The organism is Pseudoalteromonas sp. T1lg21, from assembly GCF_002964625.1.
Classification (GTDB): Bacteria; Pseudomonadota; Gammaproteobacteria; order Enterobacterales; family Alteromonadaceae; genus Pseudoalteromonas; species Pseudoalteromonas gelatinilytica.
On the sequence record NZ_PQBX01000016.1, the window covers coordinates 1 to 484 of the forward strand.

Sequence of the window (484 nt, forward strand, 5' to 3'; positions counted from 1 at the left end):
AAAACTCGCTCTCCTTATTTAAACTACATTGCAGACTATATGCTCACTCGTCAGTATTCATTAAGAACAATTAATGCTTATTTAGGTTGGATCGCAAAATTTATTCACTTTCACAACAAACGTCACCCAAGCTCAATGGGAGATGCAGAAGTCAAAGCGTTTTTAGACCATATTGTATTAAAACGTAATATGTCACCTAGAACACAAAGTGCAGCTTTAAATGCGCTCGCTTTTTTATATAAACATATTGTCAAAAATGAGCTTTCTTTAAACTTGAATTTTGCACGAAGTAATCGACAACCCAAGCTGCCTGTAGTGATGACGCCTGATGAAGTAAAGCAATTGATGAGTCATCTTTCCAAGCGATATTACTTAATCACGGGGTTAATGTATGGAAGTGGTTTGCGTGTGATGGAAGCGGTGCAATTGCGAGTAAAGGACATTGATTTTGATTACAAATGCATTCAAATTTGGAACGGAAAAG

At 36.6% G+C, this 484-nt stretch carries 1 protein-coding gene; it reads left to right on the forward strand.

The features are described 5' to 3' along the window. Window positions 1-484 (forward strand): phage integrase N-terminal SAM-like domain-containing protein (locus C2M25_RS06505; protein WP_158679686.1); only part of this gene is annotated, 484 nt, incomplete at both ends.